This is a genomic window from Micromonospora inositola, from assembly GCF_900090285.1.
GTDB classification, from domain to species: domain Bacteria; phylum Actinomycetota; class Actinomycetes; order Mycobacteriales; family Micromonosporaceae; genus Micromonospora; species Micromonospora inositola.
Genome location: NZ_LT607754.1, coordinates 1,705,175 through 1,720,224, shown reverse-complemented (window position 1 = coordinate 1,720,224; position 15,050 = coordinate 1,705,175). Strand labels below are relative to the sequence as shown.

Genomic DNA, 15,050 nt, shown 5'->3' with positions numbered 1-15,050 from the left:
CGGGTCGTATCGTCCCGTCGTGTCCTCTCCGCACATTAAGTCCGCCGCTGTGGTCGCGGCATTGACGGCGCTGGACGAGGGGCGTACGCCCGAACGGCCGGTGTACCGGGAAGCGGTCCGTACCCTCTTGACCGTCCTCGCGGAGCGCGCCCCCGGCCGATCGGTGGAGGTGCGCGTCCCACCTTACGGTGCCGTGCAGTGCGTGGCCGGCCCGCGACACACCCGCGGCACGCCACCGAATGTGGTGGAAATGGACCCGGCCACCTGGCTCGCGCTGGCCACCGGCCGTCTCGCATGGTCGGAGGCGGTCACCGAGGGTCGCGTACGGATCAGCGGAATCCGGGCGGACCTCTCCGGGCATCTTCCCCTCTAGCTGGGCCGACGCCCGATCCTCGTCACGATCCGGAGGCAAATCGTGACTATCAGTGTCGACGCCGATTCGCGTACACTGTCAGGCGACGACGGTCCCGGCCGACCGTGCGGAGCTGCCCCCCGACTCCGCCCAGGCCAGTCCAGACCAGCATGAGGGAGCGGCACGTGCCCCGAGGCGATGGCCGGCTGAGCCACGACCTTGACCCGCAGCGACCCGGCCCCCAGGACGCGTGTGGCGTCTTCGGCGTCTGGGCGCCGGGCGAGGAGGTCGCCAACCTCACCTACTTCGGGCTCTACGCCCTCCAGCACCGGGGCCAGGAGGCGGCCGGCATCGCGGTGAGCGACGGGTCGGGCGTGGTGGTCTACAAGGACCTCGGGCTGGTGGCCCAGGTCTTCGACGAGCCGACCCTGGCCAGCCTGCGCGGCCACCTCGCGATCGGCCACGCGCGCTACTCCACCACCGGCGGCTCGACCTGGGAGAACGCCCAGCCGACCATCCGCTCCACCACCTCCGGCACGACCATCGCGCTGGCTCACAACGGCAACCTGGTCAACACCGCCGAGCTGCAGCGCGAGGTGGCCGAGCGCGGGCTCCTCGCTGACGGCTCGACCAACGACACATCGCTGGTCACCATGCTGCTGGCCAGCCGACCGGATCTCTCGGTCGAGGCGGCCGCCCTGGAGGTGCTGCCGCAGCTGCGCGGGGCGTTCAGCTTCGTCTTCATGGACGAGTCGACGCTCTACGCGGCCCGCGACCCGCACGGCGTGCGGCCCCTGGTGCTCGGCCGGCTGGAGCGCGGCTGGGTGGTGGCCAGCGAGACCGCGGCGCTGGACATCGTCGGCGCCAGCGTGGTCCGTGAGGTCGAGCCGGGCGAGCTGATCGCGATCGACGAGGACGGCCTGCGTTCCAGCCGGTTCGCCGCGCCGGAGCCGAAGGGCTGTCTCTTCGAGTACGTCTACATCGCCCGCCCGGACGCCACCATCGCCGGCCGCAACGTGCACGCCGCGCGGGTGCAGATCGGCCGCCAGTTGGCCAAGGAGCACCCGGTCGAGGCCGACCTGGTGATCCCGGTGCCGGAGTCCGGCACGCCGGCCGCGATCGGGTACGCCGAGCAGTCGGGCATCACCTACGGCGCCGGCCTGATGAAGAACCCGTACGTCGGGCGCACCTTCATCCAGCCGTCGCAGACCCTGCGCCAGCTCGGCATCCGGCTGAAGCTGAACCCGCTGCGGGAGAACGTCCGGGGCAAGCGCCTGGTGGTGGTGGACGACTCGATCGTGCGCGGCAACACCCAGCGGGCCATCGTCCGGATGCTGCGCGAGGCCGGGGCGCTGGAGGTGCACGTCCGGATCTCCTCGCCGCCGGTCAACTGGCCCTGCTTCTACGGCATCGACTTCGCCACCCGGGCCGAGCTGCTGGCCAACGGCCTGGACAACGAAGGCATCCGGCGTTCGATCGGCGCCGACACGCTGGGCTACGTCTCGCTCGCCGGTCTGATCGCCGCGACCGAGCAGCCGAAGACCCGGCTCTGCCGGGCGTGCTTCGACGGGGAGTACCCGATCGAGCTGCCGGCCGGAAACCTGATCGGCAAGCACGTGCTCGAGGGAGTCGGCCGCCGGGTCGCCTCCGAGGCGTCCGACGCCGGCGGGCACGCCACCCCTCCACTCGTCGCCACTCCGGGCGGCGACGACAACTTCAGCTCGGCGCGTCTGACGCCGCGCCCCGACCTGAAACCGTCGGTCGCCACCCACCGCCCGTAGCACCACCCGACGCGGGAGCCGACCACCGCAACGGCGGCCCCGCGAGAACCACAAAGGGGAGAACCGTGACGCACGTGTCCGAGCGCAGCGGCGCAGGAAGCAGCCCGACCGGCGCCGGCGGCGACCGCCAGCCCTGGACCGCCGGCGCCGGCCGCACGGCGCGCAAACGCTCGGTCTCGTACGCGGACGCCGGGGTGTCGATCGAGGCGGGCGACCGCGCGGTCGAGCTGCTGAAGTCCAAGGTCAAGCAGACCCGCCGCCCGGAGGTCATGGGCGACCTGGGCGGCTTCGCCGGGCTGTTCCGACTGGACACGAAGAAGTACAAGAACCCGATCCTGGCCTCCTCCACGGACGGGGTCGGCACCAAGCTGGTCATCGCCCAGCAGCTCGACATCCACGACACGGTCGGCATCGACCTGGTCGCGATGGTCGTCGACGACCTGGTGGCCTGCGGCGCCGAGCCGCTCTTCCTGCTCGACTACATCGCCACCGGTGAGGTCGTGCCGGACAAGGTCGCCGAGATCGGCGCCGGCATCGCCGACGGCTGCCGCTACGCGGGCTGCGCGCTGCTCGGCGGGGAGACCGCCGAGCACCCCGGCGTGCTGCGCCCCGACGAGTACGACATCTCCGCCACCGGCGTCGGCGTGGTGGAGGAGAGCGAGATCCTCAGCGCGGAGCGGGTCGAGGTGGGCGACGTGGTCATCGCCATGCGCTCCTCGGGTCTGCACTCCAACGGTTACTCGCTGGTCCGGCACGTGCTGCTGGGCGCCGGCCGGATGCGGCTGGACGTGGTGATCGACGACTTCGGCCGGCAGCGGACCCTCGGCGAGGAGCTGCTCACCCCGACCAAGATCTACGCGCAGGACTGCCTCAAGCTGATCGCCGAGGCCGAGGTGCGGGTGCTCGCGCACGTCACCGGCGGCGGCATCCCGGGCAACCTGGTCCGCGTCCTGCCGGAGCACGCGGACGCGGTGGTGAACCGCTCCACCTGGAAGCCGCAGCCGGTCTTCGACCTGATCCAGTCCAAGGGCCGGATCGAGGACCCGGAGATGGAGGCGACGTTCAACATGGGTGTCGGCATGTTCGCGATCGTCTCGGCCGAGGACGCCGACCGCGCGCTGGCCACCCTGACCGGCCGGGGCGTGGACGCCTGGCAGGCCGGCGAGATCATCGAGGGCTCGGGCAACGTGCAGATGATCGGGCAGCACACCCGGGGCTGATCACGCTCTGGTGATCATCCGAGCACCTGATCGGGGGTTCACCCGAGTGGCCACCGCCGCCTAGCCTGAAGGTTCAGGCTAGCGGGGGAGGATTGATGGCTGCTCGTACGCACACCGGGATGCGCGGTATCGCCGCGGTCCCCTCGTACGTGGTGATGCAGCCGACCACCCTCTGCAACCTGGACTGCGCCTACTGCTACCTGCCGATGCGGGCGGCGGACCGGCGGATGCCGGTGGCCGTGGCCGAGGCGGTGGCCGCCTCGGTCAACCCGTGGGCGGCCGCCGGTCGCTTCTCGGTGGTCTGGCACGGCGGGGAGCCCCTCGCGGCGGGACGGGAGCATCTGGCGGCGCTGCTGGCCCCGTTCGGGCCGGAGGTGGAACACCACATCCAGACCAACGCCACGCTGATCGACGACGCCTGGTGCGCGTTCTTTGCCGAGCACGGCATCCGGGTGAGCGTCAGCGTGGACGGGCCGCGGGAGCGCAACGCCGAGCGGGTCACCCGGGGCGGCCGGCCGGCGTACGACCGGATCCTGGCCGGGGTGGCGGCGCTGCGTCGGCACGGGGTGGCCTTCTCGGCGCTCGCGGTGGTTTCCCGGCCCGCCCCCGGGCTGGCCACCGAGCTGTACGACTACTTCCTCGACCTCGGCTGTGATGTGCTGGGCGTCAACATCGAGGAGACCGAGGGGGTCAACACGCGGACGAACGCCCGGGATCCCGCCGCGGTCACGGCGTTCTGGGCGGAGCTGGTCGGCGCCTGGCGCCGGGACCCCCGGATCCACCTGCGGGAGGTGGAGTGGTCGCTCCGGTACGCCGGGGCGGTCCTGGCCGGCGCGGCGGACGACCTGCTGCCCCGGCGGCTGGACCCGATCCCCACCGTCGCCCACGACGGCTCGGTGGTCGTGCTCTCCCCGGAGCTGGCCGGCTTCACCGATCCGCGGTACGGCGACTTCAGCAGCGGCAACGTGCTGGCCACGCCGTTGGCCGAGATCCTGGTCGACGCCGGGCGGACGCTCTGGGTGGGTGAGTTCCTCGCCGGGGTGGAGGCGTGCCGGTCGTCCTGTCCCTACTTCGGGTTCTGCGGGGGCGGCCACGCCGCCAACCGTTACTTCGAGCTGGGGCGTTTCGACGGTACGGAGACCGAGCACTGCCGCAACAGCAAGATCCGCCTACTGGAGGGAGTGTTGGAGCATGCCCGAGACCACGAGTCGCCGGCAGCCTGAGGGCGCCGGGGGTGCCGACGCGGATCCGGTCGTCGACCGGGTGCGGGAAGCCGCCGTGGGGTTGACCGCACTGCTCCACGAGGCCGAGGCCGCGCGGCGGCTGCGGGCGGAGGTGGCGGGCGGCGACGGTGCCAGCGCGGTCTGCGCCTGGAACCACTTCGAGAACATCCCGACGTTCTACAACTGGAACAACCGGCCCCGCTGAGGGTGCGCGTCCGAGATCAGGGACCCGCCGATCAGCCGGAAGATGTCTCCGGCATGGCGAGGTCCCTGATCGTCGGTACGCCGCTTCGGATGGGCACATGCGTGAGCACGCGGGCAGTTACCGCGTGCTCAGCTGCGTCCGGAGGTCAGCGGGTCGGGCGGGCCCAGGTGTCCGGGTCCTCGTCCGCGTGATCCTCATCATCGTCGTCGACATACTCTTTCGAGTCGTCGTCGAAGTGGTGCTCAGACTTACCAGCACCCGCCAGTTCGCGCTGCAAGGCGGTGAGGTCGGTGTTCGGGGAGTGGTACTTCAACTCCCGGGCCACCTTCGTCTGCTTGGCCTTAGCACGGCCGCGCCCCATGGCTCGACCCCCTCGCACAGAATGCGGGGCAGCCCGAAGGCGGGCCCCGATGACGTCAGGCATCTCTCGTGGCTCTTACGGTACATGGGGATGCCACCGTTCGGCACCTCGGGTTACCGTCAGCCGGCCCTGCGCGTCGCAGTGATCCGGCCGTCACAAAGTGTACCCGGTAAGGACCAATACCCAGGACTGGCCGTGACACCGGTCAAACCGGCACGAAGCACCCCAATATCCAGCTTAACGCCGTCGCTGGCCGGCCCGTGGCCCGGGGGCGGACCCGACGACCCGCCCCCGGGTGACGTTCACCGCAGGTGGATCGTGCGCAGCCGACCGACCTCGGCCATCCGCCGCTCGGCGAGCCGGTCCGCGGCTACCGCCGGCGGGACGCCCTCGTCGTCGGCGAGCCGGAGGATCTCCCGGGTGGTGTCGTAGATCCGGGTGGCCCGCAGCTTGGCCCGGTCGAAGTTGAAGCCCTCGATCTCGTCGGCGACCTGGATCACGCCGCCGGCATTCACCACGTAGTCGGGGGTGTAGAGGATGCCCCGGTCGGCGAGGACCTTCTCGATGCCGGGGTGGGCGAGCTGGTTGTTCGCCGCACCGGCGACCACCTTCGCCCGCAGGGCCGACACGGTGTCGTCGTTGAGGGCGCCGCCCAGCGCGCAGGGGGCGTACACGTCGATGTCGGCGGCGACGAGCGCGGCGGCGTCGTCGACCAGCGCGACCTGCGGGTGGGTGGCGCGCACCCACTCCAGCGCCTTCGGGTTGACGTCGGTCGCCACCACCTCGGCGCCGTCGTCCAGCAGGTGCCCGGTGAGGTACTTGCCGACCTTGCCCAGGCCAGCCACGCCGACCCGCTTGCCCGCGAGCGAGGGGGTGCCCCAGACGTGCTCGGCGGCGGCCCGCATGCCCTGGAAGACGCCCCAGGCGGTGAGGATCGAGGAGTCGCCCGCACCGCCGTGCTCGACGCTGCGGCCGGTGACGTAGCTCGTCTCCCGGGCGATCACGTCCATGTCGGCGACGTAGGTGCCGACGTCGCAGGCGGTGTAGTAGCGCCCGGCCAGCGATTCCACGAAGCGGCCGTACGCGCGCAGCAGCGCCTCGCTCTTGATCTGCTCCGGGTCTCCCCAGATGACCGCCTTGCCGCCGCCCAGGTCCAGACCGGCCAGGGCGTTCTTGTACGCCATGCCGCGGGAGAGGTCGAGCACGTCGGCGAGGGCGTCCTCCTCGCTCGCGTACGGGTAGAACCGGGTTCCGCCGAGCGCGGGGCCCAGCGCGGTGGAGTAGATCCCGATGATCGCCTTGAGGCCGGACTGCTTGTCCTGGCAGAACACGACCTGTTCGTGACCGGTCGATCCCGGGTCTTCGGTGCTGGCGAATACGCCCATGGCTGACTCCTGTGACGGTGGGCGCCCTTGTGGGGCGGACCTGGTGGCACGCCGGCGGGATGCTGCCGGTGCTGCTGAGCCTAATATCGGCCGAAGCCGTACCGCCGCCCGCGTCACGTGTCCCCGCCACGCTGACGGCGTGCGGGTTCCGTCTCGTGGGAGGATCGCGCCGTGCCGTCGCTCTTCGCTTCTTACCTGCGCGTGTACGAGCCGCTGACCGCCTTCGACCGGGACCGCCAGTCGTTCTGGCGCCGGTACGTCAACGAGGGCCGCGCGGTGGCCCCGCTGGAGGGGCCGGTCCGGCAGCGGACGGCGGTGATCGAGGCGCTCGGCGCGGGCTGGACCCGCCTGCCCGACCTGCCGGACGAGGCGTACGTGCTGGAGACCGACGACAGCCTGCTGGTCTGCCCCTGGAACCTGCGGATCCGGGTGGCCGAGGCGGCGCTGAGCGCCCGGGACGGGGTGCCGTCGGTGCTGGCCGACGCGTTCGTCCCGCCGATCCTGGCCGGGCAGGCCAAGGCGGTGGTGGAGGACTGGCGCAGCGGGGCGCGGGTGCTGGAGCACGGGGTGCCCCGGGTGCACGAGCAGATCGCCACGTGGGGGGTGCCGCTGCGCTGGTTCGTGCTCTTCGAGCCGGCGGAGCGCCACCTGGTCACCGACCCGGGCCGCCGGGCGCTGCGGTACCGGACCGAGATCTCCAAGGCCCGCCGCCGGTCGTCCCGGGCCCTGTCGGTGCTGCGCAAGTCGGTCGGCGAGGCGCCGATCACCGAGGCGGTCGAGGAGGCCGCCCGGTGGCTGGAGGAGTTCCACCCGCGCTCGGTGGTGGAGCTGGACTACGGCGGCCTGGTGCAGCTGCTGCCGGACGAGATGCTCGCGGCCGACGACTCGACCGAGCTGGTGGCGAACGGCCTGGCCGGGCTCTCCCGGGGCGAGGCGGAGGAGGCCTCCGCGGCGTACGACAAGCTGGTCGCCCGGTGGCGCGCGGTGCAGCTGCTGGAGCGGTGCAACTAACCGCAAAACACCCATGGAGCGCTCCCAACTCGAAGGTACCTCGTAGTTAGCGCATCACGACCCGTGATCATGAGTCCGAATAAGGTAGTTTCTGCGGCATAAAAGTCGTAAAAATCGGGCATGGTTCATCCGTCCGTCTAAGGACCTTCATCCGTTCGGCCCATGTCGGACATCGGGGACTAGCCGGACCATGGGAGACGCGTCGGCCGGCGGGACCCCGGCCGATGTCTATACACGTGGAGGAGTGACCCGATGGCATCGCGAACGCACGAACCAGAGCCGCTACTCACGCCGGCCGAGGTGGCGTCGATGTTCCGTGTCGACCCGAAGACGGTGACCCGGTGGGCCAAGGCTGGCAAGCTCAGCGCCATCCGGACCCTGGGCGGCCACCGCCGTTACCGCGAGTCGGAGGTCAGGGCGCTGCTGCAGGGCCAGATCCCGCAGCAGCGTCAGGGGGACTGACGACCCGGACGTTTCATCAGGCGTTCCGATTCAGGGGCGGCCGGACGTACGCGACAGCGACGATCCGCCGCCCCTGAATCGCGTCCGGGGGTCACTCGTCCAGGGTGACCCGGAGCCCGACCGTGCCCCGCTCGCCCCGGCGCAGCCGGCTGCCGAGCAGGCTGAGCCGACCGAGCAGCCGGTACTTCTGCTTCAGCAGGGCGCGTACCCGGCGGGTGCCGGCGAGGTCGCAGATCGTCGCGTGCCCCGGCACCGCCGTGCCGTGCGGCCGGCCGCGCACGTCGCACGGGGCCACCGTCACCCGGCCGTCGCGCCGGATCCGCTTGACCTTGCCGGAGTCCGACACCGTCCACACCGCCAGCGCGTCGCCGTCGCGAACCGCCCACACCGGGGTCGGCACCGCCCGACCGTCCTTGCGGAAGGTGGTCAGCAGGACGTACTTCTCCGCCGCCAGGCGGTCCAGGTCGGTCACGTGGCTCAGGATACGACCGCGACAACCGATCGCAGCCCGGATAGCGTGAGCGCCGTGACGGGGGAACCGACGATCGGCGACGTGTTCGGGGAGATGATCCGCGACGCGTACGCGGTCGCCACCGGGATCGGCCCCCGGCCGCTGGCCGGCGGGCGCCTGCCCCGGCCGGTCATCGAGATCATCGAACGGGACGACGGGCTGGTCAACGGCGCGCCCGCCGCCCACTACCTGGACCCGCCGCAGGCGTGGCCGCCGCACGACCACCGGGCGGTGGACCGGGTCCGCGGCCGGGTGCTCGACGTCGGCGTCGGCGCCGGCCGGATCGCGCTGCACCTCCAGGAGCGTGGGGTGCCGGTCACCGGGCTGGACACCTCGGCGGGGGCGCTGCGGGTGTGCCGGCACCGGGGCGTACGGGACCTGGTGCTCGGCACCGTGGACGAGCACGTCGCCGACGGCCACCGGTACGACACCTTCCTGCTGCTCGGCAACAACCTCGGCCTGATCGAGGGGCGGGAGCGGGCACCCGGGTTCCTCGCCGCGCTCGCCGCGCTGGCCCGACCGGGCGCGCGGATCATCGCGCACGGCACCGACCCGTACGGCACCAGGGACCCGGTGCACACCGGCTACCACGAGCTCAACCGGCGGCGCGGCCGGCTGGGCGGGCAGCTACGGCTGCGGCTGCGCTACCGGGAACTCGGCACCGAGTGGTTCGACTATCTGGTGTGCTCGGTCGACGAGCTGGCCGAGCTGGTCCACGGTTCGCCGTGGCGACTGGTCGACGTGGACGACGCCGACCGGCCCTACTACCTGGCGATGCTGGAGCTGACCGGGGCGTGACTCGGCCCCCGGGGCGTACCCGGGGGCCGGCGTGGGTGGCTCAGACCTGCACGGTCGGGGAGTGCTCCTCCGGCGGGAGGCCACCGTCGCCGTCCACCACCTCGTCCGGGGTGCCGTCCTCGTCGATGTCGACCATGGTGATGTCCACCTTGCCGTCGCCGTCGGTGTCGAACTGGAACAGGTCAGCCTTGCCGTCGCCGTCGGTGTCCACCACCCACACGTCGGTCTTCCCGTCGTTGTTGGTGTCCGCGCGCAGCAGGTCCACCCGCTCGTCGCCGCGGGTCTCCACCGTCGCGGTGTCCCCGTCGGTGCCGGTCGTGGTGGCGTTCTCCGGTGCCTGGCTCATGTCGGCTGGTCCTTCCCTCGGTTGACGGCCGTCTGTACCCGATCCGGCGCGCCCCCACGCATCCCCGACGAACCGGTGCCGCCTAGGGTCGCACCCATGAACGAGCGGAGCGAGCGGCCGGGCATGGCGGAGACCCCGCGCGTCACGGCCCGCGGCGAGGGGACGTCATGAGTGGTCGATTTGTGGTTGTCGGGGCCGGCACGATGGGGCTCGGCATCGCCTACGTGGCGGCCGGCGCGGGCTACGCGGTCGAGCTGGTCGAGGTGGACCCGGCCCGCGGCGCCGCCGCCGTGGAACGCCTCGGGGAGCTGTGGGAACGCGGCGTGCAGCGCGGCAAGCTGACCGCCGACGACGCGGTGGCGAACCGGGCGCGGCTCACCCTGCGGGCCGGACTGGGCGAGGTCGCCGAGGGTCCCGACGTCGTCGTGGAGGCCGTCCCGGAGCGGCTCGACCTGAAGCGGGCGGTGCTCCTCGAGGCCGCCGCCCGGCGCCCCGCCCTGCTGGGCAGCAACACGTCCAGCATCCCGATCGCCGAGCTGGCCACCGGCCTGGACCGGCCGGGGGCGTTCCTCGGCCTGCACTTCTTCAACCCGGTCTGGGCGATGGCGCTGCTGGAGATCGTGGTCGGCCCGGCCACCGCGCCGGAGAGCACCGACGCGGCCGTCGCGCTCGCCGGCCGGCTGGGCAAGGACCCCGTCGTCGTACGGGACATGCCGGGCTTCGCCACCTCGCGGCTCGGGGTCACCCTCGGGCTGGAGGCGATCCGGATGGTGGCCGACGGGGTGGCCGCCCCCGCCGACATCGACAAGGCGATGGTGCTCGGCTACCGGCACCCGGTCGGCCCGCTGGAGCTGACCGACCTGGTCGGGCTGGACGTCCGGCTCGACATCGCCCGCACCCTCCAGGCCGCGTACGGGGACCGGTTCGCACCGCCGCCGCTGCTCGAGGAGATGGTGGCCGCCGGCAAGCTCGGCAAGAAGTCCGGCCAGGGCTTCTACCGCTGGGAGAACGGGGTGAAGTCTTGACAGGACTGCGGATCGAGGAGCTGCCGGACCGGCTGGTGGTGACGCTGGACCGACCGGAGAAGCGCAACGCCATCGACGCCGACCTGATCGGCGAGCTGCACGCGGTCTGCGCCGAGCTGGAGGCCCGGCCCCGGCTGCTGCTGCTCACCGGCGGGGCCGACGGCATCTTCGCCGGCGGGGCGGACATCGGCCAGCTCCGCGAGCGGGGGCGCCTCGACGCCCTCGCCGCCATCAACTCGGCCGCCTTCGCCCGGATCCGGGCACTGCCGATGCCGAGCGTGGCGGCCGTGGACGGTCCGGCGCTGGGCGGCGGCGCCGAGCTGGCGTACGCCTGCGACCTGCGGGTGTGCACGGCCCGGGCGGTCTTCGGCCAGCCCGAGGTGCGGCTGGGCATCCTGGCCGGCGCGGGCGCGACGCACCGCCTGCCGGCGCTGATCGGCGAGGCCCGGGCCAAGGAACTGCTCTTCACCGGCCGCCGGGTCGACGCCGACGAGGCCCTGCGGATCGGGCTGGTCAACCGGGTGGTGGCCGAGCCCGCCGAGCTGCTGCCCACCGCGCACGGGCTGCTTGACGAGATGGCCAAGGGTTCGGCGCTGGCGCTGCGGCTGACCAAGCTGGCCGTGGACGCCCCGCCCGCCGCCCATCCGCAGCTCGACCTGGTCGGCCAGGCGGTGCTCTTCGAGGACGCGGAGAAGCACCGGCGGATGACCGAGTTCCTGGAGCGGCGCCGCTCCCGCTGACCCGGACACGACGAAGGCCGCACCGGGCGAACCGGTGCGGCCTTCGTCGTCGGTCAGTGCCGGATCTGCACCCCGGCGTCGGCCAGCGCGGTGATCGCCGGCGCCGACTCGCCGAAGCCGATGACCAGCACGGCGTCCGCCCCGGAGTCCTTGATCTCCTTGGCGATGTCGGTGAAGTCGACCGGCGGCGCCTTCGCGTCGGCCGGCGGCACGTACGTCAGCAGCTTGACCCGGTCGCCGCCGAAACCGGCCCGCTCCAGCTCGGCCCGGACGTTCTCCTGGAGGCCCTCGCCGTAGGAGTCCTTCCGGGCGAGCAGCACGATCTTGTGCGGCCCGTCGCGCAGGATCACGTCGGCCAGCGCCCGGCCCTGGAGACTGTCCGGCGGCGCGGTGCGGAAGTACAGCCCCTTGTCGTCCACGGTGGTCAGCCCGGCGTCGGTGTTCGACGGGGAGAAGAGCACCCGGCCGGCCGCGACCACGTCCGGCAGGACCGCGCGGGAGATGCTCGAGCCACCCGCGCCGATGAAGACCTGCACGCCCTTGGTGATGTGCGAGACCACGGTCGCCTTCGCGACGGCGGGGTTGGTGCCGTCGTCGCCGTCGATCCAGACCACCGGCTCGCCGAGCACCCCGCCGCCCGCGTTGACGTCCTTGATGGCCAGCGCCGCGCCGGCCGCCATCGGCGGGTTGGCCAGCGCCAGGTCACCGGTCTGCGGCAGCAGCCCGCCGAGGACCAGCGGGGAGCCGTCACTCTTGTCCGACTTGCCACCACGTTGCTTCTTCGCCCGGGGCGGCGCCTTGGTGCTCGCCCCCGACTCGTCGCCCGCGCCGACGAACTCGGTCTTGCCGTCGTCGATCTTCTGCTCGTCGAAGTGCAGGGTGGCGTAGCTGGCCGTGGCCGGCTCGCCGGCGTCGGTGAACCCGGCCCGGGTGAGCGACACCCCCCGGTACTCGATGTCCCGCCCCTGCCGGGCCAGCGCCAGGCAGGTCGCCGGGTCCTCGCAGCGCTCCCCGCCGGTGGTCACCCCGACGATCTGCTTCGCGATCGCGGCCGGGTCGGTGCTGCCGGCGAGCTGAGCGGCGAGCGAGCTGATCACCACCGCGTCGTACGTCTCCGCGGCGTAGAGGTAGTCGGTGAGCTTCGGGTCTACGTTGAGTAGCTGCTCCTTGAAGTTCTCCGGGAGCTGGGTCAGCGGGGTGGTGCCCTTCATCCCGTTCACGAGGTCGGCGCGGTCCTTCAGCTCCGCCGCGTACGAGTTGAGCATGTTGCCGTCGGTGCCGTAGAGGCGCACCTGGGTGGTGGTGGCACCCCCTTCGGTCTTGTCGCTGCCGCAGGCGCTGGTGGCGAGCAGTAGCCCCGCACAGGCCGTGATCACGGCCGCGCGCGAACCGCGTGATACGAGCATGGTCGTCCTTCCTCCGCCAACGGTCCGCAGGCACATTAGCGTGCCGGGACGGACGGCGGGACCGTGGAGGTCGGTGTGGTCGGGAGGCCGACCCATCACAGTACGGAGAGTGACGATTGGACCGTGCCCCGGTCACCGCTTGACCGGCCGTCCTACTGTGCCGCACGTGACCGACGAAGCACAGCAGACGCTGGACGATGCGACCGCCGTGCTCCGCTCGGCGCTGGTGGGGGACGGCGACGCGGTGGTGGGCGCCTTCGACGCGGTGGTCGACCGGGCCGGCCTGGCCGGGGCGTACGGGGTGGCCTGGTGCCTGGCCGGCACCATGGTCGGCGACGCCGCCCCCGCGGGGGCCTGCGCGCTCGACTTCCCCGGCATCGACCAGGCCGACTACGACACCCGCTGGGTGGCCCGCTTCGTCAGCGCGTACGCCAACCACGACGCCGACACCGGCGAGGCGCTCTTCGGCGCGGCGGCGGCCGACGGGCTGCTGCCGGACTGCCTGCTCACCCTCGCCGGCTCGACGGTGGCGACGCTGCGCAGCCGGGCCGGCTGACCGCGCGGCGCCCGACCGGGGGGACGGGCGCCGCGCGCCGCGCGGGATCAGAACGCGTGGTACGCGACCAGCGGGTCGAGTTGCGGTCAGGGCGCTGAGCGTGAAGTCGGTAACCGTCGATCTGTCCGCTGCCTCATCCCGTTCGCGTCCTACCGCTGTGGTACCTGTGGTGGCATGTCCGAGGCGATGCTCAGCAAGGTCCGCAAGCTGCTCGCCCAGGCGGAGGACCCGGCCTGCACGCCCGCCGAGGCGGCGGCCTTCACCGCCAAGGCCACCGAGCTGATCGCCCGCTACGGGGTGGACCGGGCGCTGCTGGCCGCCCGCGACCCGGCCACCGACCCGGTGGGTGACCGGGTGGTCGACGTGGTTACCCCGTACGCCCGGGACAAGGCCGGGCTGCTCGCCGCGGTCGCCGACCCGCTGCGCTGCCGTTGCGTACGCCGCCGGCAGGGCAACGGCTTCGCCATGCACCTGTTCGGCTTCGCCAGCGACCTGGAACGGGTCGAGCTGCTCTTCACCTCGCTGCTGGTGCAGGCCGCGCACGGGCTGGCCGGCGCCGTCGTACCGGCCGGTGAGCATCCGGCCGCCTTCCGCCGTACCTGGCTGGCCGGCTTCGCCCACGTGGTCGGCGACCGGCTGCGGGCCGCCGAGGCCGGCGCGGTCGCCGGGTCCGGCGCACCCTCCATGGCGCTGGTGCTGGCCGACCGCTCCGACCAGGTGCGGCGGCGGCTCGCCGAGGTGTACCCGCGCCTGCGGACCGCGGCGCCCCGCCGGCTGGCCGGCACCGGCTTCGGCTCCGGCGTCGAGGCGGGCCGCCGGGCCGACCTGGGCGGCACCGGGGTGACCACCGGCCCGGCGTCGGCGCGGGGCATCGGATGGTGACCGTCGAGGAGGTACGCCGGATCGCCCGGGCCCTGCCCCGCACGGGCGGTCGGATCAGGTCCCCGCCCGGGCCACCGTGGCGAGGTAGCGGCAGAGCAGGTCCTGCCAGCCGGCCGTCAACGCCTCGCGGTAGCCCTCGGCCGCCTCGCCGTGCCGGTCGAAGTGCCGGTGCTCCAGGTCCACCCGGGTCCGCCCGTCGCCCTCGGGGACGAAGAGGACCTCGACCTCGCTGGCCCGTGCCGGATCGGGCACCGGCACCCGGTCGGGGCCGAGCTGCCAGGTGAAGACCAGCCGGCGGGGTGGGTCCCAGGTGAGCACCCGGCCCCAGTCGCCCCGGAAGCCGTACGGGCCGATCTCGTAGAGCATGCCGCCGGCGCGTGGCTCGATCCCCAGCTCGGCCAGCGCTTCCGGGCCGGACCAGGTGTACTCGCGTACCCACCAGTCGGTCAGCGCCCCGGTGAACACCGCGAACGCCCGCTCCGCGGAGGCTGGGGCGAGGAGGCTGCTGCGTAACGAGAACCGGGCGACATCCTGACGGACCTCATCCGGATCAGCCATCTCCTGTCCCATAGGCCCGGACCATACCGGCTGGTGCCCGGGTGTGCAGCTTCGCGGTGTGCCCGCTTCCGGACAACGGGAAACCGCTCTCCCGGTCGGCGTGGGCCGGTGGCGTCGGGGCCGTTCCCCGCGTACGGCCGGCCCGCCGCCGCCACGGGTGGCCGCCCCGAAAGCGGGTAACCGCGGCTGATCCGGCCCGGCGCATCGGGCCAGCTTGGAGAGCGGAGA

At 72.7% G+C, this 15,050-nt stretch carries 18 protein-coding genes; 12 read left to right on the top strand and 6 right to left on the bottom strand.

Features of this window, described 5'->3' with window-relative positions:
• The first annotated feature begins 49 nt into the window (after positions 1-49).
• The 5 genes from GA0070613_RS08280 (at position 50) to amcA (ending at position 4,781) form a co-directional block, all read left to right on the top strand.
• A complete protein-coding gene (locus tag GA0070613_RS08280) occupies positions 50-373 on the top strand; it encodes a sterol carrier family protein (RefSeq protein ID WP_408630993.1) in 324 nt (107 codons plus the stop codon).
• A 164-nt stretch (positions 374-537) separates the two neighbouring features.
• Entirely contained in the window at positions 538-2,133 is a 1,596-nt protein-coding gene (gene purF / locus GA0070613_RS08275; protein WP_089011759.1) for an amidophosphoribosyltransferase, read from the top strand.
• A 65-nt stretch (positions 2,134-2,198) separates the two neighbouring features.
• The gene (gene purM / locus GA0070613_RS08270) at positions 2,199-3,353 is read left to right on the top strand and encodes a phosphoribosylformylglycinamidine cyclo-ligase (RefSeq protein ID WP_089011758.1); all 1,155 of its coding nucleotides are present in this window, start codon (positions 2,199-2,201) and stop codon (positions 3,351-3,353) included.
• 119 nt (positions 3,354-3,472) lie between these two features.
• Complete coding sequence (gene amcB / locus GA0070613_RS08265; RefSeq protein ID WP_172875964.1) at positions 3,473-4,576, top strand: cyclophane-forming radical SAM peptide maturase AmcB; 1,104 nt, start codon at positions 3,473-3,475, stop codon at positions 4,574-4,576.
• The gene (amcA, locus tag GA0070613_RS08260; protein ID WP_089011756.1) at positions 4,545-4,781 is read left to right on the top strand and encodes a multiple cyclophane-containing RiPP AmcA; all 237 of its coding nucleotides are present in this window, start codon (positions 4,545-4,547) and stop codon (positions 4,779-4,781) included. The genes amcB and amcA overlap by 32 nt, the downstream gene beginning before the upstream one ends.
• Positions 4,782-4,926: 145 nt before the next feature.
• On the opposite strand, the gene GA0070613_RS08255 is transcribed toward amcA, so the two are convergent.
• Together GA0070613_RS08255 and GA0070613_RS08250 are read right to left on the bottom strand one after the other, a co-directional pair.
• Entirely contained in the window at positions 4,927-5,142 is a 216-nt protein-coding gene (locus tag GA0070613_RS08255; RefSeq protein WP_089011755.1) for a DUF3073 domain-containing protein, read from the bottom strand.
• 302 nt (positions 5,143-5,444) lie between these two features.
• Positions 5,445-6,527 (bottom strand): Glu/Leu/Phe/Val family dehydrogenase, encoded by a 1,083-nt coding sequence (locus GA0070613_RS08250; protein ID WP_089011754.1) that lies wholly within the window; start codon positions 6,525-6,527, stop codon positions 5,445-5,447.
• Positions 6,528-6,698: 171 nt separating this feature from the next.
• Here GA0070613_RS08250 and GA0070613_RS08245 point away from each other — a divergent pair, with 171 nt between their 5' ends.
• Positions 6,699-7,538, top strand: coding sequence for a hypothetical protein (locus GA0070613_RS08245; protein ID WP_089011753.1), 840 nt, complete (start codon positions 6,699-6,701; stop codon positions 7,536-7,538).
• 252 nt (positions 7,539-7,790) lie between these two features.
• Positions 7,791-8,000: a BldC family transcriptional regulator gene (locus GA0070613_RS08240; protein ID WP_007073996.1), complete on the top strand. Its 210-nt coding sequence runs from the start codon at positions 7,791-7,793 to the stop codon at positions 7,998-8,000.
• A gap of 91 nt (positions 8,001-8,091) precedes the next feature.
• Here GA0070613_RS08240 and GA0070613_RS08235 read toward each other — a convergent pair whose 3' ends face one another.
• The gene (locus GA0070613_RS08235) at positions 8,092-8,472 is read right to left on the bottom strand and encodes a PPOX class F420-dependent oxidoreductase (protein WP_089011752.1); all 381 of its coding nucleotides are present in this window, start codon (positions 8,470-8,472) and stop codon (positions 8,092-8,094) included.
• Between the two features lie 54 nt (positions 8,473-8,526).
• Here GA0070613_RS08235 and GA0070613_RS08230 point away from each other — a divergent pair, with 54 nt between their 5' ends.
• The gene (locus GA0070613_RS08230) at positions 8,527-9,309 is read left to right on the top strand and encodes a class I SAM-dependent methyltransferase (protein ID WP_089015821.1); all 783 of its coding nucleotides are present in this window, start codon (positions 8,527-8,529) and stop codon (positions 9,307-9,309) included.
• A 40-nt stretch (positions 9,310-9,349) separates the two neighbouring features.
• Here GA0070613_RS08230 and GA0070613_RS08225 read toward each other — a convergent pair whose 3' ends face one another.
• Positions 9,350-9,655, bottom strand: coding sequence for a hypothetical protein (locus GA0070613_RS08225; protein ID WP_089011751.1), 306 nt, complete (start codon positions 9,653-9,655; stop codon positions 9,350-9,352).
• Between the two features lie 167 nt (positions 9,656-9,822).
• Here GA0070613_RS08225 and GA0070613_RS08220 point away from each other — a divergent pair, with 167 nt between their 5' ends.
• Positions 9,823-10,680 carry a 3-hydroxyacyl-CoA dehydrogenase family protein gene (locus GA0070613_RS08220; RefSeq protein WP_089011750.1) on the top strand — a complete coding sequence of 286 codons (858 nt, stop codon included), beginning with the start codon at positions 9,823-9,825 and terminating at the stop codon, positions 10,678-10,680.
• Positions 10,677-11,420: an enoyl-CoA hydratase/isomerase family protein gene (locus GA0070613_RS08215; protein ID WP_089011749.1), complete on the top strand. Its 744-nt coding sequence runs from the start codon at positions 10,677-10,679 to the stop codon at positions 11,418-11,420. The genes GA0070613_RS08220 and GA0070613_RS08215 overlap by 4 nt, the downstream gene beginning before the upstream one ends.
• Positions 11,421-11,473: 53 nt before the next feature.
• On the opposite strand, the gene GA0070613_RS08210 is transcribed toward GA0070613_RS08215, so the two are convergent.
• Positions 11,474-12,826: an ABC transporter substrate-binding protein gene (locus GA0070613_RS08210; RefSeq protein ID WP_089011748.1), complete on the bottom strand. Its 1,353-nt coding sequence runs from the start codon at positions 12,824-12,826 to the stop codon at positions 11,474-11,476.
• Between the two features lie 166 nt (positions 12,827-12,992).
• Between GA0070613_RS08210 and GA0070613_RS08205 the strand changes: the two genes are divergently transcribed.
• Both GA0070613_RS08205 and GA0070613_RS08200 read left to right on the top strand, forming a co-directional pair.
• Positions 12,993-13,382 carry a hypothetical protein gene (locus GA0070613_RS08205; protein WP_089015820.1) on the top strand — a complete coding sequence of 130 codons (390 nt, stop codon included), beginning with the start codon at positions 12,993-12,995 and terminating at the stop codon, positions 13,380-13,382.
• Between the two features lie 174 nt (positions 13,383-13,556).
• Positions 13,557-14,264, top strand: coding sequence for a DUF2786 domain-containing protein (locus tag GA0070613_RS08200; RefSeq protein WP_089011747.1), 708 nt, complete (start codon positions 13,557-13,559; stop codon positions 14,262-14,264).
• 54 nt (positions 14,265-14,318) lie between these two features.
• On the opposite strand, the gene GA0070613_RS08195 is transcribed toward GA0070613_RS08200, so the two are convergent.
• Entirely contained in the window at positions 14,319-14,834 is a 516-nt protein-coding gene (locus tag GA0070613_RS08195) for an SRPBCC family protein (RefSeq protein WP_089011746.1), read from the bottom strand.
• Between the last annotated feature and the right edge of the window lie 216 nt (positions 14,835-15,050).